Below are 25920 nucleotides of genomic sequence, written 5' to 3' on the forward strand. Positions count from 1 at the left end.
GCCGGGTGGTGGGCGGCTGGGCACAGCGGGCGGACGGCGAGGTGGTGTGGCGGCTGCTGGACGACGTGGGCGCCGAGGCCACGGCCGCCGTGGAGGCCGAGGCGGCCGGGCTGGCCGCCTGGCTCGGCGGCATCAAGGTGACCCCGCGCTTCCGCACCCCGCTGGAGCGCGAGCTGTCCGCGCGCTAGGGCACCGTGCTGATGCCCTCCAGGACAGCGCTAGGACACCGTGCGGATGAACTCCTCGAGCGAGTAGCGGCCGTCCTGGTCGGAGTCGGCGGCCTCGCTCATCGCCCCCAGCGCCTCGGCCGGCAGGCCGGGGAAGTGCCGCTTCAGCTCGGTCTCGCTGATGTAGCCGTCGCCGTCGGTGTCGATCGACGCGAAGGTGCTCTTGAGCTGCTCCAGCCGCTCGTCGGAGAGTTCCGCCACCGGACCGCCTTTCGGGTGCTTATTTCCGGACATCTCACTTTATCCGTGATGGACCTCCTTGACGGCGTGGACGCCGCGCTCCTCCGCCAGCCGCAACAATCTCCGCCCTGCCTCGACCCCCGCACGACCGGCGGCGTCCTGGGAGACGGTCTTCAGCTCGCCGTCCTCGACCACGATACGCCCGCCGACCAGCACCCGGGCGAGCGGCGGCGGAGGTCCGAAGACCAGCGCGCAGACGGGGTCGGCGACCGCCGCGGTGAACGGTCCGTCGACCCGCCACAGGGCGACGTCGGCGAGCTTGCCGGGCTCCAGCGTCCCGATCTCGTTCTCCCGGCCGAGGTTGCGTGCCCCGCCGAGGGTGGCGAGCTCGAGCGCCTGCCTGGCGGTGAGCGCGTCCGGTCCGTACCTGGCGCGCTGGAAGAGCAGGGTCTGCCGCATCTCCCCGGCCAGCGGCGTCAGTTCGGAGGAGGCGCTGCCGTCCACGCCGAGCCCGACGTTCGCGCCGTGGCGCAGCATCTCGGACACGCGGGCGATGCCGGCGCCGAGCCGCCCGTTCGAGGAGGGGCAGTGGGCCGAGCCGGTGCCGGTGGCGGCGAGCTTGCCGATGTCGGCGTCGCTCAGGTGCACGGTGTGCGCGAACCACACATCCGGCCCCAACCAGCCCAGCTTCTCCATGTAGTCGACGGGCCGCAGCCCGAACTGGGCCAGGCAGTGCTCGTCCTCGTCGAGGGTCTCCGCCAGGTGCGTGTGCAGGCGCACGCCTTTGGCCCTGGCCAGGGCGGCGGACTCGGTCATCAGCTCGGCGCTGGCCGAGAACGGCGAGCACGGCGCGACGACGACCCGCAACATCGAGGAGAACGACGGGTCGTGGTAGGCGTCGACGGCCTCGGCCGTGGCGGCCAGGATGTCGTCGAGCTCCTCGACCACGGAGTCCGGCGGCAGTCCGCCCTGCGACTCGCCCCTGTCCATGGAGCCGCGCGCGGGGTGGAAGCGGATGCCGATCTCACGTGCCGCCTCGATCCCGGCCGCGAACAGGTCTCCCCTGCCCTTGGGGAAGATGTAGTGGTGGTCGCTGGAGGTGGTGCAGCCCGACAGCGCCAGCCAGCCGAGCCCGGCCGAGGCGGCGCCCTTGACCACTTCGGCGTCCATGGCGGCCCACACCTGGTAGAGCGCCACCAGCCACTCGAACAGTGTCGCGTCCTGCGCGAGCCCCTGTGAGGCCCACTGGTACAGATGGTGGTGCGTGTTGACGAGGCCCGGGGTGGCCAGGCATCCGGTCCCGTCGATACGGCCGGCGCCCGGCACGTCCGGCGCCGGCCCGGCGCCCAGCTCGGTGATCCGGTCCCCATCGATCCTGATATATCCGGACCCGACCTCCGGCCCGGCGACCGGAGCGATGGCCACGTTCTCGATCAGCAGGCTCACGCGCTGGTCTCCTTCCCTGGCGCCTTCCGGGCCGCGGCCAGCCGTACCGCGTCAAGGATCTTCTCGTACCCCGTGCACCGGCACAGGTTGCCCGCCAGCGCCTCCCTGATCTCGGCATCGGAGGGCCGTTCGACGCGTTCCAGCAGGTCGTGGGCCTGCACGATGAGTCCGGGAGTGCAGAAGCCGCACTGCACGGCCCCGCACTCCACGAACGCCTCCTGCACCGGGTCGAGCCTGTCCCCCTCGGCCAGGCCCTCGACGGTACGCACCTGCCGGCCCTCGGCCTGGCCGGCGGCGACCAGGCAGGAGCAGACGGGGACGCCGTCGAGGTAAACGGTGCAGGAGCCGCATTCGCCCTGCTCGCAGGCGTTCTTGGAGCCGGGCAGGCCGAGGCGCTCGCGCAGCGCGTACAGGAGGCTCTCGCCCTCCCAGACGCCCTCGGCGCTCTCCTCGCGGCCGTTGACGGTGAAGGTGACGCGCATCAGGCGGCCCTCCTTCCGAGGTAGTCGTTCCAGGCCCAGGTGAGCGTGCGGCGGGCCATCACGTCGATGGCGTGCACGCGGTACTCGGCGGTGCCGCGCACGTCGTCGATGGGCGCCGCCGCGCCGGCGCAGAGCAGCCCGAACCGCTTGAGCAGCGCCGGGTCGAGGTCCGGCGCGTCCCAGTCGAGCTCCCTGGCCAGCAGGTCCTCGGCCTCCAGGGCCCGGCGCGGGGTGGGCGCCGCCGAGCCGATCCCGGTGCCGACCCGCCGCTCCTCCGGGTGCAGCGCGACGGCGAACGAGCACACCGCGATCACCATGGCGTTGCGGGTGCCTACCTTGGAGAAGTACTGGGGCCCTGTCGCCGGCTTGACGTGCACGGCCTTGATCAGCTCGTCCGGCTCCAGCGCGCTGCGCTTGACCCCGAGGTAGAACGCGGCCGCGGGGATCATCCTGACGCCCCGCTCGCGCGACTCCACCTCGATCACCGCGTCCGCGGCGAGCAGCGGCGGGTGGCTGTCGCCGGCGGGCGAGGCCGCGCCGAGGTTCCCGCCGACGGTGCCGCGGTTGCGGATCTGCGGCGAGCCGACCGTGCGCGAGGCCTGCGCGAGACCGGGCAGCGTGCCGCCGAGATCCTCGATGACGGCCGTGTACGGCACCCCCGCCCCGACCCGGCACACGCCGGCCACCAGGTCCCATTCCCGCAACTCGGCCACCCGGTTGAGGTCGAGCAGCGCCACCGGCCTGCGTACGTCGAAGTTGATCTCGACCATCACGTCGGTGCCGCCTTGAATGGGCACGGCCTCCGGCTGGTCCGCCTTGACGGCCAGCGCCTCTTCCCACGTCGTGGGCCGCAAGAAGTCCATCTCTACTCCCAGGCGAATCCGGCGTCGGGCGCGTCCTCGCGCAGCACGCCGCCCTCGATCAGGCCGTAGGGGCGGTCGGCCGCGTAGTAGACCTCGTTGTCGTTGTCCAGGCCGAACGGCGACAGGTCCACGAGGAAGTGGTGTTTGTTCGGCATCGCGAGCCTGACCTCGCAGATCTCGCCGCAGGTGGTCAGCGCGCGCTCGCCCATGGCGTAGAGGGTCTGCTGCAGCGACAGGCTGTGCGTGTCCGCGAACGCCTCCAGCAGGCAACTCCGCACCTGCTCGTACGACTTGCCGTACGCATCGGTGTCTCGGGCGTGCCGCCACTGGGCGGCGACGGCGGTGGCGAGGATGCGGTCGGTGGCGGGCCGCAGCGTCGTGTACGGGTCCACGATGTAGCCGTGGAACTCCGACCCGGTGGTGTTCAGCAGCACCAGGTCCTTCAGCCCGGACACGACGGTCGTGCGGCCGTCCCTGTCGTGGTGGACGACGCACGTGCGCACCTCGCCGCCGTCGCGCACGAACGAGTGCGGGCCCCCGCGATTCCACGCGTACTCGTCGATCTCCACCCTGGCGTGGTGGATCGTCGGCTGCGACTCGACGAAGTGCCTGGCCAGGAGGAGCGCGAACTCCTCGATCTGGCCGACGCCGTGCTGGGTGGCGAACGCGTACACGGTGTTCTTCTGCGAGTCGGTCGGCAGGACGGCGGCGTTGTCGCCGGTCAGGTGCACGGCCTCCATGTCCCCGGAGAGCGAGGTGCTCACGTTGAGGTCCTGGATGTGGTGCACGGGGCCGTCCCTGACGACGCGGACGAGCCTGGTCTCCGCCTTGCCGTAGCGGTTGGGGCCGAGCTTGACGGACATCTAGCTCCCTCGGTAGGTGGAGTAGGCGTACGGGCTGAGCAGCAGCGGCACGTGGTAGTGCTGCGCGGGGTCGGTCACGGTGAAGGTGATGACGACTTCGGGGTAAAAGGTCTCCGGCAGGTACATCCCGGTGTCGAAGACGACACGATGGACGCCTTCTCCTGGGTCCCACCCCTTGATCCGGCCGTCGTCATCAGTGATCCCTTCGGCGACGATCTCGCCCTCGTGCTCCAGCCGCACGCGGACCCCGGCGGCCGGGCGGCCGGTGACCGCGTCGAGCACGTGCGTGGAGAAACTCATCGCTCCCCCTCCATGAGCTTGACCAGCCGCAGCCGGGTGATCTTCGCCAGCTCCTCCCGCACGACGGACCGCTCGCTCTCCTCGTCGTGGCCCAGCCGTTCGCGCAACCTGGCGAGCATCTGCGCCCCGCTCAGCCCGGTGGCGCAGACCAGGTAGACGTGCCCGAACCGGGCCTCGTACTCCCGGTTCCCCTGGGCGAGCGCCTCACGCCGCTCCTCCTCCACCCCGGCCTGCTCCTGCCGCGACCACGCCGCCTCCCGGCCGCCCCCGCCCGCGCGCTCCCCGATCCTCGGATGCGCGGCCAGCGCCTCCACCACGTCCGGCCACGCCAGCCCCCTGACCGACTCCTCGGCGGCCGCGAGAAGCGCCGCGAGGTCGCCGTAGGGCCTGCGGGAGGCCACGTCGGCCGCGAAGGCGCGCGAGGCGCAACAGGCGAGCAGCTCGTCCTCGGCCGCGGCGGGCGAGCGAGCGTTGAAGGCGTCGAGCGCGGTCAGCGTGTCGGGCATGTCAGAAGTACACACATGCGCTTCGTGCCCGGTCCATCCGCGAGAACTCCGAACCGGCGGGCCCGTTGACCGTCGCTTTTCGTGTCATGCTCCAACTCCGTCCTGGACCATCCGGCCCGACGCCCTGAAATGGCGGTCGGGCGCACGCGTCCACCCGTCCGCCCCGAGACGTTGTTTTCGTAGCGTCCGCGCAGCTCATGACCTCTTGCGGCAGGTGGGCGCGCGGGCGTGGCCAGGATGAAGTGTCGGGCGGCGGGCCTAGACTGGGGCCCATCATGAGCCCAACATCCCTGATCGGCGGACACGTGTCCGTGGCGGGCGGCCTGGCGACGGGCGGCCTCGCTTACATGGCCGAGATCGGCGCCGAGATGATCCAGGTGTTCGTCACCAACCCGCGCGGCTGGGCGCTCACCGAGGGCCGGCCGGACGAGGACGCCAAGCTGGCCGAGTCGGGCGTCGAGACGTTCGTCCACGTGCCCTACCTGGTCAACTTCGGCTCCCCCAACCCTGAGACGCTGGCCAACTCGATCGCGGTCGTCCGTCACACGCTGCGGCGCGGCGTGGCCATCGCCGCCAAGGGAGTCGTGGTGCACACCGGCTCGGCGGTGACGCAGTCGCGCGACGACGCGATGCGCCAAGTGCGCGACAACCTGCTGCCGCTGCTGGACGAGATCCCCGACGGCGGGCCCGACCTGCTGCTGGAGCCGATGGCGGGGCAGGGCGCCATGTTGTGCGCCACCGTCCAGGATCTGGAGCCCTACCTGGCGACGCTGGACTGGCATCCGCGGGTCGGCGTCTGCCTCGACACGTGCCACGCCTTCGCCGCCGGCCACGACCTCGCCAAGGAAGGCGGCGTGGCGGAGACCTTCGACGCGCTGCACAAGATCGCGCCAGGGCGGCTGAAGCTGATCCACACCAACGACTCGAAGGACGTGTGCGGTGCCAAGAAGGACCGGCACGAGAACATCGGGGCCGGGCACATCGGCGCCCAGCCGTTCGGCGACATGATGCGGCATCCGGCGGTGGCCGGCGTCCCGATCTGCATCGAGACGCCGGGCAAGGCCCCCAAGAATGCCGAGGACATCGCCCTGCTGAAGAAGCTGCGCGACGGCTGAGCGGCCCTCTGGGCTCGCGACCCGGAAATCGTGATAGGGACGCCCGCTCTCGCGATCCGGCCGCCCCCGAAGGCCGGATCGCGGGCCGGCTGTCGCGGCCCAGGCGGGCGCCCCCTCACGAACCGGCATGGCGGGCCCTACCCCCCGGTCAAGGGCCCGACAGCCGTGGCGACCTGCGCGGTCACCGGTGAGTCCGGCGCATCAGATCTGCAGTGAGCCTTTCGGCCCGTCCCCCCCGATGCGCCGAGGTGGCTTTCCGATGCCGAAACACTACGGTCGCGATCTTGTGGGCGAAACCCTGTTCATGGGCAGCTCGTTGAACGGTCCGTAGCCATCGATATACGGAGAGTACCATTGCGATGAGCGGTCATCCTGAGTCGGCGAACGGTAGGTTCGGGGGCTCGTAACGACTCCCGCAGATGTGTCCGGACTCTTCTCCACCGCGCACCCGACCGCTCGTGACCAGGGGAATCATGACCATCACCACGACGGCGACGGGCACGGCGCCCGGTGCGGGGCACGACCCGCTCACGCCCATTTTCACGCCCACCCCGCCCACACGCGGAGTCCTCGACGATCACCGGCGCACGCGACGGGATGGTGCCGCCGGGCGTCCTGGCCGCCGCTGTACGACGCCCTAGGACGGGTGCGCGCGCCCGGCACCCCATGAGCGAGCCCCGGCCCCGTTCCCCGCCAGAATGCGTCCTGGGGCCGGAGCCGTGCCGCCTGCCACCGCGCTGGACACCGGGGCGCTGCAAACGGGGCGCCGGCCCACGCCGGCCCCCATGACGATCAGCCGTGCCGGCCCTCGGCGCGATCCCGTGGTCGGGAGCGCTCCCAAAGCGCGAAGGTCACGAGATCACGCCCCGGTGCTGGCGTACGAGCTGCTCGCGCACCTGCCGGCTGTGCCGCCTGCTGACCTGGAGCGTCTCGGTGCCGACGGTGAGCGTCACCCGCCCGCCCTCGAACCGGAGCTCACTGACGTGCCTGGCCGACACCAGCGTGCTGCGGTGAATCCGCAGGAACCCGCCGTCCGACCAGCGCCGCTCCAGCGCAGCCAGGGACATGCGCACCAGATAGCTGCCGTCCACCGTGTGCAGGCGCACGTAGTCGCCCTTGGCCTCGGCGAACCAGACGGCCTGCTGCGGCACGAACCTGGTCCGCCCGCCCAGCTCGACCGGGATCACATCATCCTGGCCGGGCTCGGGCGCGGGGACCGTGGCGGCCTCCAGCCGGCGCACGGCCTCGGCCAGCCGCTCGGCCCGCACCGGCTTGAGCAGGTAGTCCACCGCCTCGAGCTCGAACGCCTGCACCGCGCACTCCTCGTGCGCCGTGACGAACACCAGCCGGGGCGGACTGGGGAAACCGCCCACCAGCCTGGCCAGGTCGAGCCCGTCGAGCCCGGGCATCCGGATGTCGAGGAACACCCCGTCGAGCCGCTCGCCACCGCCGATCATCTGGACCATGTCCTGCAACGCCGTGACGCCGTCGGCCGCGGTCATGACGTGCTCGATCCGATCGTCCTGGCGCAGCAGGTAGGCGAGCTCCTCCAGGGCGGGCAACTCGTCGTCCACGGCCAGAACTCTCAGCATGTCCACCACGCTCCCGCATGAAGCAGAGGCCACAAGGGACACGTCAGCATAGCGTAAGGAAATGACTACAAGGAGCTAAGCTGCGTCTTGGGCACCCGCAGCCGCACCTTGGTTCCCGCCCCCAGCGCCGTCTCCACGACGAGCCCGTAGCCGTCGCCGTAGATCTGGCGCATCCGCAGGTCCACGTTCGCCAGCCCGATGCCACTGCCCTCGCGGGCGGGGTCGTCGTCCAGCATGCGCCTGGCGCACTCGGGGTCCATCCCGGCACCGTCGTCCTCGACCGTGATGTGCGCCTCCGGGCCGGCGTCACGCACCACGACCCGCACCTCGCCGGCGCCGCGGCGGCCGCGCATGCCGTGCTTGATGGCGTTCTCGACCAGTGGTTGCAGGCACAGGAACGGCACCGGCACGGGCAGCACCTCGGGCGCCACCTGCATGCTGAAGCGCAGCTTGTCGCCGAAGCGGGCACGTTCCAGCAGCAGGTAGCGGTCGACGCAGGTCAGCTCGTCGGCCAGGGTGGTGAAGTCGTGTGCCCTGCGCAGCGCGTACCGGGCGAAATCAGCGAAGTCGAGCAGCAGCTCGCGGGCACGCTTGGGGTCCGTGCGGACGAACGAGGCGATCGTCGTCAGCGCGTTGTAGATGAAGTGCGGCGAGATCTGGGCCCGCAACGCGCGCATCTCGGCCTCCAGCGCGCGCCGCCGCGAGGCGTCCAGCTCGGCCAGCTCCAGCTGGCCGGAGACCCAGCGGCCGACCTCGGACACGGTACGCACGAGCGCGGCGCTGATCTCGTCGTCGAAGGCCGCCAGCGCCCCCACCACCGTGCCGTCCACGGTCAGCGGCACCACCACGGCCCCGTGCGGCTCCCCCGCGAACACCTGCGGCCGCCCGGCGGCCAGCGTGGCGCGAGCATAGGTGACCACGTCGTCGGTGCACGGCCCGTCCCACGCCAGCGCGGCCTCGGTCGAGGTGATCGCGACGGCCTGGGTGCCGAGCAGCGCGCGCAGATGGCGTACGGCCTTGCGGGCCGAGTCGCGGTTGAGCCCCGTGCGCAGGGCCGGGGCGGCCATCGCGGCGATGTGCAGCGTGGCGAACGTCGCCTCCTCCTTGCAGCGCCCCTCCGGAGGCGCGTCGCGGCGCGACCGCGCCCGGGCGAGGACGTGGCCGGCGACGAAGGCCAGGCTGGACAGCGCCACGCACGCGGTGGTCAGCATGCGGGAAACCGTAGCCAAGAACGGACCGTGTCCGGGCGGAAACGGCCGGTGAAGTCAGGGCGGTCCCTCGCCGGGTTCTTCCTGGTAGGAGTAGCGCTGCTCCCGCCAGGGGTCCGCGATGTTGTGGTAGCCGCGCTCCTCCCAGAAACCCCGGCGATCTTCGAGGAGGTATTCGATGCCGCGCACCCACTTGACGCTCTTCCACGCGTACAGGTGGGGGACCACGATCCGCAGCGGGAAGCCGCGGTCGGGGCTGAGCGGCTTTTCGTCCAGCTCCATGGCGAGCAGGGTGTCGGGCGCGGCGAAGTCGGACATCCGCAGATTGGCGCTGTAGCCGTACTCGGCCCAGATCATCACGTGGTGCACGCCGGGATCGGGCGGGGCGGCCGCCATGATCGTGGCCGGGGCGACGCCGCGCCACTCGTTGGCCATGAGGGAGAACTTGGTGACGCAGTGGAAGTCGGCGAGGCGGGTCGTGCGGGGCAACGACTCGAACTCGTTCCAGGTGAAGCGGTGCTCCTCGCCCGAGGCGGTGGCGCCGAAAACGCGGAAGTCCCAGCTCTCCGGCTTGAACTGCGGCACCCTGCCGTAGTGGATCACGGGTCGGCCGCGCGGGACGTACTGGCCTGGAGGCAGGCGCGACTCCTCCACGATCACTCCCCTTACCTGTCTCACGTCTTGGGCCATCCTGCCACCGGGTCGTCCGTGACTCGCGCGCGGGTCTCGTGCGCTACCATTACGAGCTATGCGCGCTGCGTTCCTGTTTTGGTATGGCGACGGACCCGAGTCCGTTCGCCATCTGACGCTGCGTTAGCAGACAGGCGAACGAAGGCCCCGGGTCCGACAGGACCCGGGGCCTTCTGTGTTTCTCAGGGGTTCCACAGGAGGAGATTTCAGATGGTGATCGTGATGGGGCCCGAGGCCACTTCCGAGGATCTCGCGTCGATCGTCGAGGTCGTCCAGGCGGCCGGGGTGGAGGCGTTCGTCAGCAAGGGTGTGCGGCGGACGATCGTCGGGCTGGTCGGCGACGTGACCCAGCTCGACGAGGCGAGCCTGCGCGGCATGCGGGGCGTGCGCGACGTCATGCGGGTGTCCACGCCGTACAAGCTGGTCAGCAGGGAGAATCATCCGGAACGCTCCACGGTCCATGTGGGCGGCGTGCCGATCGGTCCCGACACTGTGACGTTGATCGCGGGGCCGTGCGCGGTGGAGACGCACCAGCAGACCCTGGAGGCGGCCAGGATGGCGCAGGCGGCGGGGGCGACGCTGCTGCGCGGCGGGGCGTTCAAGCCGCGCACCTCCCCGTACGCCTTCCAGGGGCTGGGCGAGAAGGGCCTGCGCATCCTGGCGGACGTGCGCGAGGAGACCGGGCTGCCGATCGTGACCGAGGTGGTGGACGCCCAGGACGTGGAACTCGTGGCCTCGTACGCGGACATGCTGCAGGTCGGCACCCGCAACATGCAGAACTTCGCGTTGCTGCAGGCGGTCGGCGCGGCCGGGAAGCCTGTGATGCTCAAGCGCGGCATGAGCTCCACGATCGAGGAGTGGCTCATGGCCGCCGAGTACATCGCCCAGCGCGGCAACCTCGACATCGTCCTGTGCGAGCGGGGCATCAGGACGTTCGAGAAGGCGACCCGCAACACGCTCGACGTGTCGGCCGTGCCGGTGGCGCAGCGCCTGTCCCACCTGCCGGTCATCATCGACCCGTCGCACTCGGGCGGCCGGCGCGACCTGGTGCTGCCGCTGACCCGGGCGGCCATCGCGGTGGGTGCGGACGGTGTCATCATCGACGTGCACCCGCAGCCGGAGCAGGCGCTCTGCGACGGCCCGCAGGCCCTGATCGACACCGACCTGGGCGAGCTGGCCCAGGTCATGACCGACTTCCCGGTGCTGCTCGGCAAGTCCGCCGCCGCCGCGCTCACCGTCTGATCCCTGGGTACGGCCGGGTGTACTCAGCGGTAACTTGAGTACTTCACCCCATGTGCCGTGCCGGCCGCGGGACCGACGATGGACGCATGACGAAGCCCCTCCAACCGACGCAGACCACCGCGTTCTACGTCCAGGCGATCCTGTCGTTCGCCGTCTCGCTGAGCTCCGTGGTGATCGCCCTGATCTACCTGCCCGTCGAAGGGTGGATCAGGGCGTTCCTCGGGCTCGGCCTCTTGTACGTGGTCACCTCCACGGTCACGCTCTGCAAGGTGGTGCGGGACCGGCAGGAGCTGACCGAGGTGAGCAAGCGCGTCGACCAGGCCAGGCTCGACAAGCTGCTGATCGAGCACGATCCGTTCAAGGTCGACGCCTGATCCCTCGCTCAGAGGGTGTACTCCTGGATCGAGTCGGCGAGTTGCACGCACAGCTCCTCGGCGTCGAGCCGCTTCTCGATCTGCTTCAGGTCCTCGATCTTGGCCCGCGTCTCGGCACGCTTGGGAGCCAGCAGCGAGCAGCAGTCCTCGTCGGGCAGCTCGGAGATCTCCAGCGTGCCGATGCGCCGGGCCTCGGCCATGATCTCGGTCTTGTCCCAGCCCACCAGCGGCCGCAGGATCGGCAGCTCCACCGCGTTGTCCTGGGCGGTGATGTTGGTCAGGGTCTGCGAGGAGACCTGGCCGAGCGCGTCGCCGGTGATCAGCGCGGCGGCGCGGATGCGGTGAGCGACCTCCTCGGCCGTCTTGAGCATCAGCCGCCGCTGCGCGATCACCGCCAGCCGATCCTGGCCGGAGGCGCGGATCGACTGCTGCGCCTTGCCGAACGGCACCACCCACAGCCGCGACTTGCCCTGGAACCTGTCGAGCTTCCTGACCAGCGCGTACGCCTTGTAGATCGACTCCGACGTGGTGAACGGGATGCCGGAGAAGTGCAGGAAGTCGACGTGCAGGCCGCGCCGCATCATCCGGTACGCCGCCACCGGCGAGTCGATGCCGCCCGACATGAGCACCAGGGCCCTGCCGCTGCTGCCGACCGGCAGGCCGCCCTGGCCGGGCAGGCCGCCGGTGAAGACGAACACCTCGTCCCTGTCGACCTCGATGTAGACGGTCAGCTCGGGGTTCTTCAGATCGACCGGCAGGCCGTACTCGTCGTTGATGGCGCCGCCGACGAGCCGGTCCAGCTCGTTGGAGCGCAGCGGGAAGCGCTTGTCACGGCGGCGGGAGCGGACCGCGAAGCGCGCGCCGCGCTTGGCCTCCTCGCTCTCGCCGACCAGCTCCAGGCCGGCCTTGAGCACGGCCTCGGGGTCCTTGGCGACCCGCCAGGCGCGGTGGATCCAGACCAGGCCCGGCACGTCGGCGACCCGCTGGGCCACGGCCTCGGCCTGCTCGGCGGTAGCGCCCTGGGGCAGGAAGATCGCGATGACGCCGTGCCGCTTGCGTACGTCGACCTTGATGTCGACGCTCTGCAGCGCGTCGCGGATGTTGGCGATCAGGCGGCGTTCGAACAGCTCGCGGTTCTTGCCCTTGAGGACGATCTCGCCCAGCTTGAGCAGTACGCACGGCTCGCCCAGGGCGGACATCGTCATGGTGGAACCTCCGGGAAGACGGGGAACGGGCAGGCGTTGATGGCAACGCCGGGCCACCTTGAGTTTAGTCCGCGTCCAGCCCCTGCTCGATCGCATATCGGACCAGCTCCACGCGGTTGTGGAGCTGAAGCTTACGGAGAGTGTTCTGCACGTGGTTCTGCACGGTGCGGTGGGAGAGCACGAGGCGGTCGGCGATCTGCTTGTACGACAGGCCCTTGGCGACCAGCCTGAGCACCTCCGTCTCCCGGTCGGTCAGGCGCGGCCCGTCGCCCTGCCCGTCGCCCGGGGCGTCCTGCGCGGCCAGGCGGCGGTATTCGCCGAGTACGAGGCCGGCGAGGCCGGGGGTGAAGACGGCGTCGCCGGCGGCGGTGCGGCGTACCGCGTCAAGGAACTCCTCCCTGCTGGCCGACTTCACCAGATATCCGGACGCGCCGGCCTTGACCGCCTCGAGGACGTCGTCCTGTTCGGCGCTGGCCGATAACACCAGCACCCGGGGCGGCGGCTCCACCTCCGCCAGCCGGGCGGCCACCTCCGCACCCGGCATGTCGGGCAGCCGCAGATCGAGCACGACGACGTCGGGCCGCACCGCTGCGGCCGCGCGCACCGCCTGCCGGCCCTCGCCTACAGCGGCCACGACGTCGTAGCCGGCCTCGGCGAGATCCCTGGCCACCCCGTCGCGCCACATGGGATGGTCGTCCACCACCATGACCCGCACCATGCCGCAACTCTAGACCGTGCCCCGCCGACCACCCGCCGATCGTGCCCGCCGGCCGCCCTCGGCCCCTGTGCTGGCCAGGCCTGAGGACGGAGACGTACGGCCGGAGGACCACTGCCCGCCACGGCAGGAGGACCGCTGCGACGCGCGATCCCCGGCGGCGGGCCGGCGCGAAGCCGGAAGCGGCGCACCCGATGGGCACGCGGACGGCGCGGCCAGGATGGGAGGGCGACGCGGGTCGGGCGATGGTCAGGACGGGAGGGTGATCTCGACCTCCGTGCCCTGGCCGGGGACGCTGATGATCGAGACCTGGCCACCGAACTCCGCCACCCGGCCACGGATCGATTCCGCCACCCCCAGGCGCCCGTCGGCGCGGGCCTCGTCCAGGCGGCCGTCCGGGATGCCGGGCCCGTCGTCCCGGATGCTGACCGTCACCGTCCCCTCCCCCGATTCGGCCAGCACCCAGGCGCGCGCCGACGGCCCGCAGTGTGTGCGGACGTTGTCAAGGGCGGCCTTGACAGCCGCCGCCGCACCCCTGGCCGTCTCGGCGGGGAGGATCAAAGGCGTGGCCGGGGTGGAGACGGTCACCTCGGGCGAGCCGTGCCGAAGCAGGAGCGAGCGTAGGTCGGTCGCGCCTTCCGGGGCGGCGGGCCGGTGGGCGATGAGCTGGCGTAGCGCGGCCTCCTGCGCACCGGCCAGGCGCCCCAGCTCGGCCGCCTCCCCGCCGATCTGGCGCCCGCGCCGCTGGACCAGCGCGAGGACCTGCAGGACCGAGTCGTGGATGTCCCGGGCCAGGCGGTCGCGCTCACGCTGGGCGGCCTCCATCTCGACGGCCCGCTGCATGCGTTCCTCGGCCTGCTTGGCCAGCCGCGCCACGTGGCCGACCACGACGCCCGCCATGAACAGCAGGACCACTCCGTTGATCACCACCGACTCGCCGGGCGTGCGCACGAGCCACAGGTCGCAGGCCGACACCAGGGCGGCCGCCGCCGCGCCCGCGAGCCGCCCGCCGTGGACGGCCCAGGCGAGCACGGGCCCGGCCACCCACGTCGCGGGCACCGGCATCGTGCCGGCGGCGCCCAGCAGGGAGCCCTGTACATACGGGGTGGCCAGCAGGCACACCATCGTGACCAGCAGGTCCAGGACCAACAGGGGCCACCGGCGTAGCGCCGGGACCGAGTAGGCGTACGTGGCGCCCGCCGTCCACAGCGCCATCACGCCGATGACCAGCCAGCCCGCGACCGGGTGCTCATAGCCGCGCTGCTGCGCCATGAGCACGGCCGCGTACACCAGCGACGCCACGCGGTAGACCGCGATCGACCGCCAGAACGGAACCTCGATAGCCATGAGACCTTCTCATGTTTCCGACACGGAAGCTTGACAGATAGTTCGGGTATCCATGCGAAAGGGACCGTCCGGATGGCACAATCCGGGAACCCCTAACTCAAGGAATCTCCCTCTATGACCTCCGCTGTAAATCATTTCACCCATGGCCTGCTCACGCCGGTGCTCGCCTACGTGATGTCCTGCATGGGGTCGATGCTCGGCCTGCGGCTCACCGCCCAGGCACACGCTTCCCGCGGCGGCGCCCGGGCCCGCTGGCTGCTCGGCGCGGCGGTGTCCATCGGCGGCACCGGCATCTGGGTCATGCACTTCATCGCCATGATGGGCTTCGACGTGGAGGGGACCCAGATCAGGTATGACGTGCCGCTCACCGTCGCCTCGGCCGTGGTGGCGATCGTGGTCGTGGGCACGGGCCTGTTCCTGGTCTCGTACGGCCGCGGACGGGTCCTGGCACTCCTCGGCGGCGGCCTGCTGACCGGCCTCGGCGTGGCGTCCATGCACTACCTGGGCATGTACGCCATGAACATGTCCGCCCACGTCTCCTACGACCGCATCGTCGTGGCGCTCTCCGTGGGCATCGCCGTGGTCGCCGCGACGGTGGCGCTCTGGTTCACGCTGCGTGTCAAGAAGCCTGTCTGGATCACCGCCGCCGCGCTCGTCATGGGCGTGGCCGTGGCGGGCATGCACTACACCGGAATGTACGCGATGCACGTCACGGTCGACGCCGAGCCCGGCGTGGTCGCCGGAGCCGACGCCCTCGACTTCCTCGTCCCGCTCATGACCGTGATCAGCCTCATCACGCTGACCATGTTGCTCATGGTGATCCTCTCCCCGTCGGAGGAGGAGTTGCACGAGGACGCCGAACTCGTCGCCAAACTCGAATTGCGCCGGCGCACACAGCAACAACAGCTCACTTATCCCGCGCCCCCCATCCCTCGCCAGCAGCCAATACAGCAAATGCCGCAAATATCGTCGATGCAGACACGCAGAAGGTAGTTGCGCGGGCGAAGACACCCTGTTCATACTCCCTTATCGGTGCGTGAGGGATGTGGGTGGGGGTATGTCGCCGATCGACCATTTTTCATTTGGGCTGTTAACACCCGTACTGGCGTACATCATGTCCAGCGTGGGCTCGATGCTGGGCCTCCTGCTCACCTCGCGGGCCCGCCTCATGGGCGGGCGCGAGGGCAGGTTCTGGCTGGTGGGCGCGGCGTTCGCGATCGGTGGCACGGGCATCTGGACCATGCACTTCATCGCGATGCTCGGCTTCTCGGTGACCGGCTCGGTCATCCGCTACAACGTCCCGCTCACCGCCGCCTCCGCGCTCATCGCGGTCGTGGTCGTCGGCATGGGACTGTTCCTCGCCTCGTACGGCGGCGAGCGCCTGCCGTTCCTGCTCGGCGGCGGCATCCTGACCGGATGCGGCGTGGCCAGCATGCACTATCTCGGCATGGCCGCCATGAACATGTCCGGCCACGTCTCCTACGACCCCGTCATCGTGTCGCTCTCGGTCCTGATCGCGATCGCGGCGGCGACGGTGGCGCTGTGGTTCACGCTGCGGGTCAGCGGCGCGCTCAAGATCGGCGCGGCGGCCCTGGTCATGGGCGTGGCGGTCTGCGGCATGCACTACACGGGGATGTACTCGATGTCGGTGCTGACGCACGGCGACGCGGGGCCGATCTTCGGCGCCCGGGCCATCGACTTCCTGCTGCCGCTGATCGTCGGCATCAGCGTGATCACCGTGGGGCTGCTGCTCACCATCATCCTGTCGCCCTCGGAGAAGGAGCTGCGCAGCGAGGCGGAGTTCAGGGACCGGCTGCGCGACCGCGACGAGGGCGCGCCGCCTGAAGTGGATCTCTTCGGCACGCCCCGGCGGTGAAGGAGCTATGTCAGAGGGTACGGCTCGCGGCGCATGGTGGGCCGCCGACTTGCTGCGGCGCAAGCCGTACCCTTGAGCGGGTTGTAGCGGAAACCCCGCTGACTCAAAGGTACGGCCGCCGCTTGCAAGCCGCTTTCACCTAACCGAAGAACACCTCGGCCTCGGAGTACCGCTCCACCGGCACGGTCTTCAGCTCGGCCGTGGCCTCGTCGAGGCCGACCCGGACGATGTCGGTGCCGCGCAGGGCGACCATCTTGCCGAAGTCGCCCGCGTGGGCCGCGTCGATGGCCTGCAGCCCGAACCTGGTGGCCAGCACCCGGTCATAGGCCGAAGGGGTGCCGCCGCGCTGAATGTGGCCGAGCACCGTGGTGCGGGCCTCCTTGCCGGTGCGCTTCTCGATCTCCTTGGCCAGCATCTCGCCGATGCCGCCCAGCCGGACGTGCCCGAACGCGTCCAGCTCGCCCGCCTGCAGCTCCATCTGGCCCTCGATCGGGTGCGCGCCCTCGGCGACCACGATGATCGGCGAATAGCGGGTGCGGAAGCGGGACTCGACGTATTCGCAGACCCGGTCGATGTCGAACGGCTTCTCCGGGATGAGGATGACGTTGGCACCGCCCGCCATGCCCGCGTGCAGCGCGATCCAGCCGGCGTGCCGGCCCATGACCTCGCAGATGAGCGCCCGGTGGTGGGACTCCGCGGTGGTGTGGAGGCGGTCGATGGCCTCCGTCGCGATGTTGACGGCGGTGTCGAAGCCGAAGGTGTAGTCGGTGCCCGACAGGTCGTTGTCGATGGTCTTGGGCACGCCCACGACCTTGACGTCGCGGTCGTAGAGCTGCTTGGCCACGCCGAGGGTGTCCTCGCCACCGATGGCGATCAGCGCGTCCACGCCGGTGGCGGCAAGGTTCTCCTTGATCCGGTCGACCCCGCCCTCGATCTTGATGGGGTTCGTCCGGGACGAGCCCAGGATGGTCCCACCGCGGGGCAGGATGCCGCGCACCGCCTGGATGTCCAGCGGCATCGTGTCGCCTTCCAGGGGGCCGCGCCAGCCGTCGCGGAAGCCGACGAACTCGTGGCCGTAGACGCTCACCCCCTTACGCACTACTGCCCTGATCACGGCGTTGAGGCCGGGGCAGTCGCCGCCCCCTGTGAGCACTCCAATACGCATGGCGGTTCCTCCCGATGGGTTCAGAAACCTGAACCTTCAGTGTTAAGACCTCAGTATTCAGACTGGCATTCTGCCCGCCCCGGCGGGCAGTGGTCTAGACCAAACGCAAGGTCCGTAACCCAAACATCGCACGGAGGAAATTTCGTGAGCGTGTTGGCGATCGACGCCGGGACAACAGGGGTCACCGCGCTCGTTGTCTCCGAAAACGGGCAAATATCGTCGAAGGGCTACGAGGAATTCGCACAACATTTCCCCGAACCCGGCTGGGTGGAGCACAATCCCGAGGACATCTGGCAGGCCACGCTGTCGGCCTGCGCGGCCGCGCTGCGCGGCGCCGGCGACCCGCCGTCCTGCGTCGGGATCACCAACCAGCGCGAGACCGCGGTGGTGTGGGACCGGCGCACGCTGGCCGCGCCGCGCCGCGCGATCGTCTGGCAGGACCGCCGCACCGCCGGAGTGTGCGAGCGACTGCGCTCGGCCGGTCACGAGCCGCGGGTGTCGGAGCTGACCGGGCTGCGCCTCGACCCCTACTTCACGGCCACGAAGATGGCCTGGCTGGCCAAGCACGATCCCGGCGTGTGGGCGGGGGTCGAGTCCGGAAATGTGGCGGTGGGGACGGTGGATTCGTACCTGATCGCCAGGCTGACGGCGGGCGGGCGGCACGTGACCGACCCGTCCAACGCCTCCCGCACCCTGCTGTACGGCCTGCGGTCCGGCGGCTGGGAGCCGGAGTTGTGCGAGCTGTTCGGGGTGCCCGAGGCGGCGCTGCCGGAGATCGTGCCCAACCACGGGCCGCTCGGCCGTACGGACCCGGCCGCGTTCCTCGGGCTGGAGCTGCCGATCAGCGGGGTGGCGGGCGATCAGCAGGCGGCGTTGTTCGGGCAGACGTGCTTCGACGTGGGCGACGTGAAGTGCACGTACGGCACGGGCTCTTTCGTGCTGACCAACACCGGCGGCGAGATCGTGCGCTCGCAGTCGGGGCTGCTGACCACGGTCGCCTGGCAGGCGCCGTCAGGCGAGCGCACGTTCGCGCTGGAGGGGTCGATCTTCGTGACCGGCGCGGCCGTGCAGTGGCTGCGCGACGGGCTCGGGCTGATCGGGACGGCGCCGGAGTCCGAGGCCGTGGCGCGGACCGTGCCCGACAGCGGCGGCGTGGTGTTCGTGCCCGCGCTGACCGGACTGGGGGCGCCGTACTGGGATCCGCGGGCGCGCGGGCTGATCACCGGCATCACGCGTGGCACGACGCGGGCGCATCTGGTCAGGGCCACGCTGGAGGCGATCGCGTACGAGGTGCGGGACGTGGTGGAGGTGATGACCGGCGGCACGGTGCCGGTGCTCAAGGCCGACGGCGGCGCCAGCGCGAACGACCTGCTCATGCAGTTCCAGGCCGACCAGCTGGGCGCGCCGGTGGAGCGCCCGGTGATCCAGGAGACGACCGCCCTGGGGGCGGCGTTCCTGGCGGGGCTGGGAGCCGGCGTGTGGGGGTCGCGGGCCGAGCTTCGTCAGACGTGGCAGCTGGAGCGCCGCTTCGAGCCCGGCGAGCGCGACGACGCGGCCTACGAGCGGTGGCGGGCGGCCGTGCGGCTGGTGTCCCCTACGTGATCAGCACGCAGGCCGGGCTCTCCACGTCGTACGCCTCGCCCGTCGGCTCGGGGACGCCGTCGCGCAGCGTGAAGACGGTGACGGTGTTCGAGCGCTGGTTGGCCACGTACATGCGGTCGCCGTCGATGGTGAAGTGCCGGGGCCAGTCGCCGCCCGAGGGCACCTCGGCCACCAGGGACAGGTCGGCGCGGCGCAGCACGGAGACGGTGTTGGGCCCGCGGTTGCCGACGTAGACCAGGTCGCCCTCGAGCTGTAGGTGGGACGGGTGGCTCTCGCCCTCGTGGCGGGTGGCGGGCGCGACCGTGCGCCACTCGCCGTCGATGAGCGTGACGGTGCCGTCCAGCTCGCCCGCCACGTACAGGCGGGATCCGGCGAAGGCGAAGTGCCGCGGGCCCGTGCCCGGATACAGGACGATCGGCTCCACCGGCGTGCCGTCGTAGCGGTAGCGGCGGATCTCGTCCGTGCCGAGGTCCGAGATGTGCAGCAGGCCGTCGTGGAAGACGGCCTCGTGGGCGTGTGGCCCCTCCTGGCGTTCGGCGTTGGGCCCAGAGCCCTTGTGGCGCAGCACGATCGGGTCGCCGTCGAACGCCCCGCGAGAGTCGAGCCGGCAGATGATCGCCGTGCCGTCGCCGTAGTTGGCCACCGCGAGCAGGCTGCCCGTGGGGTCGACGGCGACGTGGCAGGGCAGCGAGCCCTCGCTCGGCCGCTCGTCCAGCGGCTGGAGGCCGTCCCGCGCGTCGAAGGCGGTCAGCCAGCCGCGTTCGAGCTCGCCCACCGCGTAGACCACGGGCAGCGTGGGATGGGCGGCCAGGAATGACGGCGACGCGACCCGGGTGAGCTCCCGGCCGACGCCGATGGTGACGATGCCCGGGCCGTAGCCGCCTATGCGCAGGGTCTTCACAACGGCGATCCTCTCATGTTTGACTATGGCAATGAGTTCGTTGACGGAGGCAAGGGTTTCTGAGGTCAGGGCCTTCAATCGGTTCTATACGAAGGTGATCGGCGTTCTGCAGTCGGGCATGCTCGACTCGCCGTACTCGCTGACCGAGGTGAGGGTGCTGTTCGAGCTCGCGCACGCCGAGCGGATGGAGAACGGCGAGTTGCGTGCCCTGCTCGGCCTGGACGCCGGCTACCTCAGCAGGATTCTGACCCGCTTCGAGGGCGACGGGCTGGTCGAGCGGGAGCGGTCCGCCACCGACGCGCGCAAGCAGCTCGTACGCCTCACGCCCGCGGGGGCATCCACCTTCGCGGGGCTCGACCAGCGCTCGGCCGAGGAGATCGGGCGGCTGCTGTCCGGGCTGCCGGACGAGGACCAGGAGCGGCTGGTCGCCAGCATGGCCACGATCAGGGGCCTGCTGGCCCCGGAGACCGGGCGGGAGCCGTACGTGATCAGGCCGCCGCGCACCGGCGACCTGGGCTGGGTCGTCTACCGGCACGGCGAGCTCTACAGCCGCGAGTACGGCTGGGGCACCGCGTTCGAGCAGACCGTCGCGAAGATCGTGGGCGAGCTCGACTTCTCCAAGGACGCCGGGTGGATCGCCGAGGTCGGCGGGGAGCGCGCCGGGTGCGTGTTCTACGTGCGCCAGGACGACACGACGGCCAAGCTGCGGATGTTGCTGGTCGAGCCGTCCGCGCGCGGGATGGGCATCGGGCGGCGGCTGGTGGAGGAGTGCCTGCGGCACGCCAAGGCGGAGGGCTGCAAGCGGATCACGTTGTGGACGCGCGACTGCCTGGTGAGCGCGCGGCACATCTACCAGGCAGCCGGGTTCCAGCTGGAGAAGGAGGAGAAAGGGGTGGAGAACGGGATCGAGCTCACCGAGCAGTGGTGGACACTCGACCTCTAGGCCACCAGTTGAGCGGTCCCGCCAGGCGCATGAGGCTGGGCACCAGCACCGCCCTGATCACGGTCGCGTCCACCAGCACGGCCACCGCCATGCCGACGCCCAGCATCTGCACGAACGTCACCTGCGCGGTGGCGTACGCGGCGAAGGTGAGCGCCAGGATGCCGCCGGCCGCCGTGATCAGCGGCGCGCCCCGCTGCAGCCCGGTGGCCACCGCCTCCTCGGTGTCGCCGGTCCTGTCGTACTCCTCCTTGATCCGCGACAGCAGGAACACCTCGTAGTCCATCGACAGGCCGTAGGCCACGCAGAGCATGAGGATGGGGATGCTGGGGTCGAGCGTGCCGGTCGGGGTGAAACCGAGCAGTCCTGACAGGTTGCCGTCCTGGAAGATCCAGACGATGGCGCCGAACATGACGCCGAGGCTGAGGACGTTCAGGACGGTCGCCTTGATCGGGATGATCAGGCTGCGCGTCATGAGGAACAGGACCACGAACGTCACGCCCAGCATGAGCGCCAGCACCAGCGGCAGCCGGTCCACGACCGCGGCCCGGTAGTCGGACAGCTCGGCGGGATAGCCGCCGACCAGCACCTCGAAGGGCGGCTCCACCGTCCGTACGGCCTCGACGAGGCGTACCGGGTCGTCGGCCAGGGCCGCCGCGGACGGTACCACGGACAACCACGTGCCCTCCCCCTGGAACCTGCCCGGGTCTCCGTCGCCCACCCGCTGCCCGTTCGCGAACGACCCGGCGGCGGAGTCCACCTGGGCCACGTCGGGCAGCCTGGACAGGCTCGTCGCGTACGGCGCCACGTCCGCCGTCGCCGCGTCGCGCGAGACCAGCTGGATGGCGTCCGTCTCCTCCGCGGGGAACGACTGCCGCACGACCTCCTGGGTCTGCCGGGAGGACGCCTCCGGCGGCAGGATGCGGTCGTCGGCCACGCCGAAGCGCAGCCCCAGGAACGGCGAGGTGAGCACCAGCAGCAGCACGGTCGCCAGCCCGCCGAACACCAGTGGCCTGCGCATCACCCGGGTGGCCAGCCCGTGCCAGAACCCCGCCGCCCGCTCCGGCCGCTCCCGCTTGGGCACCATCGTGCCGCCGGCGGAGGCCAGCACGGCGGGCAACACCAGCACCGCCGCGACCAGGCCGCCGATGACGACGGCGATGCCCGCGTACGCGAAGGAGCGCAGGAAGTCGAACGGCAACACGAACAGCACGGCCAGCGACGTGGCCACGGTCAGGCCGCTGAACAGCACGGTCCGGCCCGCGTGCTCGACCGCCCCCGCGACGGCCGCCGCCCGGTCCTTGCCGTTTGCCGTCTCCTCGCGGAAGCGCTGGATCACGAACAGGCAGTAGTCGATGCCGAGCCCGAGCCCCATGGCCAGCGTCAGATTCAGGGCGAACGTCGAGATCTCGGTGAAGGGCAGGACCGCACTCAGCAGGGCCAGCCCGAGGACCATCGCGAACAGCCCGGCCAGGATCGGCACCAGGGCCGCCATCGCCCGCCGCTGGTAGAGCCAGAGCAGCACGAACGCCAGCGGGAAGATGACCAGCTCCGCCCGGACGAAGTCCTGCCTGGCCAGCGGCACGGTCTCACGGAAGACCTCCTCCCCTCCCCCGGCCCGCACCTGCAGCAGGTCCGTGCCGCGGGTGATCTCGGGGACGAGCCTCGGCAGCACCTGCGCCCGCACGTGGTTCGCGTCCCCGGGAATGCGGACCACGATCAGCGCGTGCCTGCCGTCCTCGCTGCGCATCGTGGCCGGTTTGCCGCGGCTCCAGTAGGAGGCCGCCTCGGCGACGTCGTCCTGGCGGCCGACCCGGGCGGTCAGCTCCCTGCCCGCCGCCTCGACGGCCGGGTCGTCCACGGTGCCGCTCCTCGCGGTCACCAGGAAGATCATGTCGGGGCTTCCCGTGCCGAACCGCTCGGCCAGTTCGGCCTGCGCCCGGTCGGACTCCGAGCCCGGGGCCTCGAACCTGGCCAGCGACAGCCGGGGCACCGCGCCCGCGGCGAGCACCCCGGCCACGACCAGGCCGAGCAGGGCCAGCGTGAGGACGAACCTGCGGCGGCGGACGAGGATGAATCCGAGCCTGCGCAGCGGCGGCCCCGTGCTCGCCGCGCGGGTGGGCCGGGCGCGCGTGTCGACCGTCATGGCGTGAGCCTCAGGGTGTCCATGGCCACGGTTCGCATGGGGTCTCCGATCAAAACTCGGTAAACTACTCGTGTTTGCTTCCGAACCAGGAATACAAGTAAATGCTCGTATTTGTCAACGAGGTGGCGCATGACTGAACGCACGGTCCGCCGGCAGGCGCGCGGTCTGAAGCGCATGGAGGAGATCCTCGACGCCGCCGAACTGGTGATCGCCGAGGTCGGCTTCCCCGACCTGACGACGAACCAGGTCGCCGCGCGGGCGGGGGTGTCGCCGGGGTCGCTGTATCAGTTCTTCCGCAACAAGGAGGAGATCCTGGACGGGCTGGTGTCCCGCTACACCGACGACCGCCAGGAGTTCTGGGCCGCCAGGCTGGCCGGGATCACGCCGGACGTCCCGATCGAGGCGCTGGTCGGGCAGCTCGTGGACGAGAGCGTGCGGTTCAAGAGCCGCTCGCCGGCGTACTGGTCGCTGCTGTACGGCTCCGCGACGGGCGACCGGTTCGCCGCGGCCTCGCAGCGGCTGCACGAGGACATCGCCCGGCAGCTCGCGGGAGTGTTGCGCCGCCTGCGGCCGGAGCTGGCGGAGGGCCGGGCCCTGCTCATGGGCACGATGATGTTGTCCATGGTGAAGGCGGTGATGCCGATGATCACCACGGAGACGCCCGAGCGGAGCGCGGAGCTCGTGGACGAGCTCAAACTCGCGCTCGTCCGCTACCTCAACTAGCCCGGGCTAGCCGCGGAACGGGCCCGCCACCTCGAACGTGTGCCCTTCCGTGCGGCCACGCCTGGCCGAGAAGTAGAGCCGGTCGCCGCGCGGTGAGAACGCCAGCCCGGTCAGCTCGGCCCCCTCGTGGCCGACCAGCCTGAGGAACGGCGTGACCGCCCGGTCCGGCGCGATGACGTCGATCTGCGTCGTCTCCCTGGCCACGTAGAGGTCGCCGGACGGCGCGGCGGTGATGGCCCGCACGCCCTCGCAGAGCCGATCGAGCGTGGAGGTCTGCGCGTCGTAGGCCCACAGGCCGGTGTCGCCCTTGGTGGTGAAGTAGCAGACGCCGCCCGCGTAGTGGCAGGCGTCGCCGCCGTCGAAGTGGCGGGCGTCCTCGACCTGGTGGCGGGTCTCCTGCAGCAGCGCCGCCGGTGACGGCACCACCCGCCAGCGGCCGGAGGAGCACAGCACCTCCAGCGTGCCCTCGGTCAGGTCGCCCCAGTCGCCCGGCCGGAACCGGTAGAAGCAGCCGTCGGGCTCGTCCTCGGTCATGTAGACCACGCCGCGCTCGGGGTCGCAGGCGGCGGCCTCGTGTTTGAAGCGGCCCATGGCCAGGCGGGGACGTGCGGCGCGGGCGCCGTAGGGGTCGCACTCGAAGACGCGGCCGCGGTGGCCGAGCTCGCACGACAGCCAGGTCTGCCACGGTGTGGCGCCGCCCGCGCAGTTGAGATCGGTGCCCGAAAGGATCCGGTAGGCGTCGCCGACGCTGCCGTCGGCGTGGAACCGTAGCGCGGAGGCACCGCCGAGCAGGGGCAGCTCGGAGTTGGACACGTAGATCCAGCCGTCGCCATCGGGGAAACAGGCGCCGCCGTCGGGCGCCGCGTGCCAGGTGAGGCCGGCGACCTTGTGACCCGAGCTGGCCACGACCCGGCCGGTGAACCCCGAGGGCAGCGCGAGACCGCCGGGGCCCGGCAGACCGAGCGACCCGTAGGGGCTGGCGCCGCCCGGCAAGAGCGGGCCCGTGCGGAGGAGAGTCTTGTGGGACATCGTGGGGCCTCCCTCTAGGTGCCACGCTAGTCGACCGCACCGACATGAATGGCAGGGACTCGCGACATCAAACTCTGCGCAAACCCCGGGAGCCCGCTCCGCGATCACCGGGTGGCGCTGACGTTGCGCCGGCTGCGGCACACGAGAGCCCGGGGCCGCCGTCGCGACTCCCGGGCTCCCCCGCGCCTTGGTCAGCTCATGGCCTGGAACATCCAGTGCTGCTTGTCGATGTCCTGCGCCACGGCGATGAGCAGGTCCTGACTGACCGGGTCCGGCTCGTCGGTGGCCCGGACGCGCTCGTACATGCGCCTGCTGATGCCGTCCAGGATGTCGATGATCGTCGCGAGGACCTTGCCGTCCTCCACCCAGCCGCTCTCCAGTTGCGCGAGCCTCGTCGACTTGGCGATCGTGGCGGCCCGGCCGTCCGGGTTGACCCCGAGGGCGACCGCGCGCTCGGCGATCGTGTCCATGTGCGTCCGCGCCAGGTCCGTGACCTTGTCGAGCTGCAGGTGAATGGAGCGGAAGTGGGAGCCGATGAGGTTCCAGTGCGCCTGCTTGGCGACCAGCGACAGATCTATGAGATCGACCAGAGCACCCTGCAGGGCGTCCGCGACCGTGTTCTTGGCGTCTCCCGAGAGCGGACCGGTGATCGTGGCCATGTCGTAATTCCTCCCCGTTCGATGATATTTGTCCGCTTATTTCCAGTACGAGACTCCCCGTGCCCAAACTTTCGAGCCACTAACGTTGACAGTGTAATAATGACAGTGTCATTGTGGAGGTATGAGCGACACCTGGACGATCGGCGAGCTGGCCGAGCGCGCGGCCCGGGCGCTGCGCGCCGGCGCCGCGCCGGCCAACGGCCGGGTCCGCGACGTGCCCGGAGAGCGGCTGATCAGGTGGTATACGACCATCGGCCTCGTGGATCCGCCTCTGACCCGGCGGGGCCGGATCGCCCGGTACGGGCGGCGGCACCTGCTGCAACTGGTGGCCGTCAAACGGCTGCAGGCGGCCGGGCACTCGATCGCCGAGATCCAGGCGGCCTTGGCGGGTGCCACGGATCGGATGCTGGAGGACGCGGCGGGCGTTCCTGCGGAGGTCGTGGCGGCGGTGACGGGCGCCACGGCGCTGGAGGACGCGGCGGGACTCCCGGACCCGCCCCGTGTTGTCTCGCTGCCGCTTTTGC

General features: G+C 70.7%; 27 protein-coding genes and 1 pseudogene. 10 read left to right on the forward strand and 18 right to left on the reverse strand.

What is annotated here, in order from left to right:
- A pseudogene (locus ETD86_RS34885) lies at nt 1-188 on the forward strand (winged helix DNA-binding domain-containing protein); the annotation flags it as partial.
- A gap of 30 nt (nt 189-218) precedes the next feature.
- On the opposite strand, the gene ETD86_RS34890 reads toward ETD86_RS34885, so the two are convergent.
- From ETD86_RS34890 to uraD, 7 genes are read right to left on the reverse strand one after another with little or no spacing between them, the layout of a single operon-like run.
- Nucleotides 219-428, reverse strand: a complete 210-nt coding sequence (locus tag ETD86_RS34890; RefSeq protein ID WP_246148658.1) for an EF-hand domain-containing protein — start codon at nt 426-428, stop codon at nt 219-221.
- Nucleotides 429-467: 39 nt separating this feature from the next.
- The gene (locus tag ETD86_RS34895) at nt 468-1853 is read right to left on the reverse strand and encodes an 8-oxoguanine deaminase (protein ID WP_211370508.1); all 1386 of its coding nucleotides are present in this window, start codon (nt 1851-1853) and stop codon (nt 468-470) included.
- Nucleotides 1850-2335 carry a (2Fe-2S)-binding protein gene (locus ETD86_RS34900; RefSeq protein WP_138670913.1) on the reverse strand — a complete coding sequence of 162 codons (486 nt, stop codon included), beginning with the start codon at nt 2333-2335 and terminating at the stop codon, nt 1850-1852. The genes ETD86_RS34895 and ETD86_RS34900 overlap by 4 nt, the downstream gene beginning before the upstream one ends.
- A complete protein-coding gene (locus ETD86_RS34905) occupies nt 2335-3198 on the reverse strand; it encodes an FAD binding domain-containing protein (protein ID WP_138670914.1) in 864 nt (287 codons plus the stop codon). Before ETD86_RS34905 ends, ETD86_RS34900 begins: the two co-directional genes overlap by 1 nt.
- A 2-nt stretch (nt 3199-3200) precedes the next feature.
- Nucleotides 3201-4061, reverse strand: coding sequence for a factor-independent urate hydroxylase (gene pucL / locus ETD86_RS34910; protein WP_138670915.1), 861 nt, complete (start codon nt 4059-4061; stop codon nt 3201-3203).
- A complete protein-coding gene (uraH, locus tag ETD86_RS34915; protein ID WP_138670916.1) occupies nt 4062-4361 on the reverse strand; it encodes a hydroxyisourate hydrolase in 300 nt (99 codons plus the stop codon). It lies immediately after the preceding gene.
- Entirely contained in the window at nt 4358-4867 is a 510-nt protein-coding gene (uraD, locus tag ETD86_RS34920) for a 2-oxo-4-hydroxy-4-carboxy-5-ureidoimidazoline decarboxylase (RefSeq protein WP_138670917.1), read from the reverse strand. The genes uraH and uraD overlap by 4 nt, the downstream gene beginning before the upstream one ends.
- A gap of 275 nt (nt 4868-5142) precedes the next feature.
- Here uraD and ETD86_RS34925 point away from each other — a divergent pair, with 275 nt between their 5' ends.
- Nucleotides 5143-5982 (forward strand): deoxyribonuclease IV, encoded by an 840-nt coding sequence (locus tag ETD86_RS34925; RefSeq protein ID WP_138670918.1) that lies wholly within the window; start codon nt 5143-5145, stop codon nt 5980-5982.
- A gap of 851 nt (nt 5983-6833) precedes the next feature.
- Here ETD86_RS34925 and ETD86_RS34930 read toward each other — a convergent pair.
- The 3 genes from ETD86_RS34930 to ETD86_RS34940 all read right to left on the reverse strand — a co-directional run bounded on the left by ETD86_RS34930 (nt 6834) and on the right by ETD86_RS34940 (nt 9436).
- On the reverse strand, nt 6834-7574 hold the full coding sequence (locus ETD86_RS34930; protein ID WP_138670919.1) for a LytR/AlgR family response regulator transcription factor: 741 nt from the start codon (nt 7572-7574) through the stop codon (nt 6834-6836).
- Nucleotides 7575-7639: 65 nt separating this feature from the next.
- A complete protein-coding gene (locus ETD86_RS34935; protein WP_138670920.1) occupies nt 7640-8785 on the reverse strand; it encodes a sensor histidine kinase in 1146 nt (381 codons plus the stop codon).
- A 54-nt stretch (nt 8786-8839) separates the two neighbouring features.
- On the reverse strand, nt 8840-9436 hold the full coding sequence (locus tag ETD86_RS34940) for a molybdopterin-dependent oxidoreductase (protein ID WP_246148665.1): 597 nt from the start codon (nt 9434-9436) through the stop codon (nt 8840-8842).
- Between the two features lie 246 nt (nt 9437-9682).
- On the opposite strand from ETD86_RS34940, the gene aroF reads away from it, so the two are divergent.
- Nucleotides 9683-10714, forward strand: coding sequence for a 3-deoxy-7-phosphoheptulonate synthase (gene aroF, locus ETD86_RS34945; RefSeq protein WP_138670922.1), 1032 nt, complete (start codon nt 9683-9685; stop codon nt 10712-10714).
- An 86-nt stretch (nt 10715-10800) separates the two neighbouring features.
- Nucleotides 10801-11088 (forward strand): YiaA/YiaB family inner membrane protein, encoded by a 288-nt coding sequence (locus tag ETD86_RS34950; protein ID WP_138670923.1) that lies wholly within the window; start codon nt 10801-10803, stop codon nt 11086-11088.
- Nucleotides 11089-11096: 8 nt separating this feature from the next.
- Here the strand turns inward: ETD86_RS34950 and thiI are convergent, their stop codons facing one another.
- From thiI to macS, 3 genes are all read right to left on the reverse strand, one after another.
- Nucleotides 11097-12293: a tRNA uracil 4-sulfurtransferase ThiI gene (gene thiI / locus ETD86_RS34955; RefSeq protein WP_138670924.1), complete on the reverse strand. Its 1197-nt coding sequence runs from the start codon at nt 12291-12293 to the stop codon at nt 11097-11099.
- Between the two features lie 64 nt (nt 12294-12357).
- The gene (locus ETD86_RS34960; protein WP_138670925.1) at nt 12358-13011 is read right to left on the reverse strand and encodes a response regulator; all 654 of its coding nucleotides are present in this window, start codon (nt 13009-13011) and stop codon (nt 12358-12360) included.
- 246 nt (nt 13012-13257) lie between these two features.
- Nucleotides 13258-14355, reverse strand: a complete 1098-nt coding sequence (gene macS, locus ETD86_RS34965; protein ID WP_138670926.1) for a MacS family sensor histidine kinase — start codon at nt 14353-14355, stop codon at nt 13258-13260.
- Between the two features lie 114 nt (nt 14356-14469).
- On the opposite strand from macS, the gene ETD86_RS34970 reads away from it, so the two are divergent.
- Nucleotides 14470-15348, forward strand: a complete 879-nt coding sequence (locus tag ETD86_RS34970) for an MHYT domain-containing protein (protein WP_138670927.1) — start codon at nt 14470-14472, stop codon at nt 15346-15348.
- A gap of 139 nt (nt 15349-15487) precedes the next feature.
- A complete protein-coding gene (locus ETD86_RS34975; RefSeq protein ID WP_246148668.1) occupies nt 15488-16231 on the forward strand; it encodes an MHYT domain-containing protein in 744 nt (247 codons plus the stop codon).
- 139 nt (nt 16232-16370) lie between these two features.
- Here the strand turns inward: ETD86_RS34975 and ETD86_RS34980 are convergent, their stop codons facing one another.
- The gene (locus ETD86_RS34980; protein WP_138670929.1) at nt 16371-17396 is read right to left on the reverse strand and encodes a 6-phosphofructokinase; all 1026 of its coding nucleotides are present in this window, start codon (nt 17394-17396) and stop codon (nt 16371-16373) included.
- Nucleotides 17397-17540: 144 nt separating this feature from the next.
- Here ETD86_RS34980 and glpK point away from each other — a divergent pair, with 144 nt between their 5' ends.
- On the forward strand, nt 17541-18998 hold the full coding sequence (gene glpK / locus ETD86_RS34985; RefSeq protein WP_138670930.1) for a glycerol kinase GlpK: 1458 nt from the start codon (nt 17541-17543) through the stop codon (nt 18996-18998).
- Here the strand turns inward: glpK and ETD86_RS34990 are convergent.
- Nucleotides 18991-19899: a lactonase family protein gene (locus ETD86_RS34990; RefSeq protein WP_170223426.1), complete on the reverse strand. Its 909-nt coding sequence runs from the start codon at nt 19897-19899 to the stop codon at nt 18991-18993. The genes glpK and ETD86_RS34990 overlap by 8 nt on opposite strands.
- Before the next feature lie 94 nt (nt 19900-19993).
- On the opposite strand from ETD86_RS34990, the gene ETD86_RS34995 reads away from it, so the two are divergent.
- Complete coding sequence (locus ETD86_RS34995; protein WP_246148662.1) at nt 19994-20842, forward strand: bifunctional helix-turn-helix transcriptional regulator/GNAT family N-acetyltransferase; 849 nt, start codon at nt 19994-19996, stop codon at nt 20840-20842.
- Here the strand turns inward: ETD86_RS34995 and ETD86_RS35000 are convergent.
- Entirely contained in the window at nt 20811-22985 is a 2175-nt protein-coding gene (locus tag ETD86_RS35000) for an MMPL family transporter (protein WP_138670933.1), read from the reverse strand. The two genes, ETD86_RS34995 and ETD86_RS35000, sit on opposite strands and share 32 nt — an antisense overlap.
- Before the next feature lie 129 nt (nt 22986-23114).
- Here ETD86_RS35000 and ETD86_RS35005 point away from each other — a divergent pair, with 129 nt between their 5' ends.
- Nucleotides 23115-23708 (forward strand): TetR/AcrR family transcriptional regulator, encoded by a 594-nt coding sequence (locus ETD86_RS35005; protein ID WP_138670934.1) that lies wholly within the window; start codon nt 23115-23117, stop codon nt 23706-23708.
- A 6-nt stretch (nt 23709-23714) separates the two neighbouring features.
- Here the strand turns inward: ETD86_RS35005 and ETD86_RS35010 are convergent, their stop codons facing one another.
- Together ETD86_RS35010 and ETD86_RS35015 are read right to left on the reverse strand one after the other, a co-directional pair.
- Nucleotides 23715-24737 carry an alkaline phosphatase PhoX gene (locus ETD86_RS35010; RefSeq protein WP_138670935.1) on the reverse strand — a complete coding sequence of 341 codons (1023 nt, stop codon included), beginning with the start codon at nt 24735-24737 and terminating at the stop codon, nt 23715-23717.
- Nucleotides 24738-24928: 191 nt separating this feature from the next.
- Nucleotides 24929-25396, reverse strand: coding sequence for a Dps family protein (locus ETD86_RS35015; RefSeq protein ID WP_138670936.1), 468 nt, complete (start codon nt 25394-25396; stop codon nt 24929-24931).
- A gap of 121 nt (nt 25397-25517) precedes the next feature.
- On the opposite strand from ETD86_RS35015, the gene ETD86_RS35020 reads away from it, so the two are divergent.
- Nucleotides 25518-25920, forward strand: a 403-nt coding sequence (locus ETD86_RS35020; RefSeq protein ID WP_138670937.1) for a helix-turn-helix domain-containing protein, incomplete at its 3' end; no start/stop codon positions are given.

Origin of the sequence: Nonomuraea turkmeniaca, assembly GCF_005889735.1 — a bacterium.
Taxonomy (GTDB): Bacteria; Actinomycetota; Actinomycetes; order Streptosporangiales; family Streptosporangiaceae; genus Nonomuraea; species Nonomuraea turkmeniaca.